This window comes from Ochrobactrum sp. SFR4 (assembly GCF_019730395.1).
Taxonomy (GTDB): Bacteria; Pseudomonadota; Alphaproteobacteria; order Rhizobiales; family Rhizobiaceae; genus Pseudochrobactrum.
This window is the reverse complement of record NZ_JAAPBB010000293.1, coordinates 1-395: the sequence shown is the minus strand read 5'-3', so window position 1 is coordinate 395 and position 395 is coordinate 1. Positions and strand designations below refer to the sequence as shown.

Sequence of the window (395 nt, the reverse complement as noted above, 5' to 3'; positions counted from 1 at the left end):
ATGCTCTTACCGGCATCGATCTGCGCGGCAAAGGCACGATACTGGTCAGCGGGGTGCATGGGCGCGCGGATGACGTTTTCTGCGAGCGATATTTGCTCCTGATCTTGATCGCTGTCGGCAAGGCGGCAGGGGACGAGAAAGCCCTTTTCAAGCTGCTTGTTTTTGGCAAGCGTTTGCAGGGCGCGCAAACGGCGACCGCCAGCAATGACATGATAATGTCCATCCTTCTCGGCGGGGACGATGACGAGCGATTGCAGCAAGCCATGAACGGGGATGGATGCAATCAGATCATCCACATTTTCCGCATCTGTGGTGCGCACGTTCAAAGGTGAAACGGCGAGTTTTGCGAGCGGGATTTGCAAGAAATTCTGTAGTGTAGACATGGCGGGGATCTC

The 395-nt window shown here is 55.4% G+C and carries 1 protein-coding gene; it reads right to left on the bottom strand.

Annotated elements, in window-relative coordinates:
• Positions 1-395 (bottom strand): ParB/Srx family N-terminal domain-containing protein (locus tag HBA93_RS19050; protein ID WP_221724345.1); only part of this gene is annotated, 395 nt, incomplete at both ends.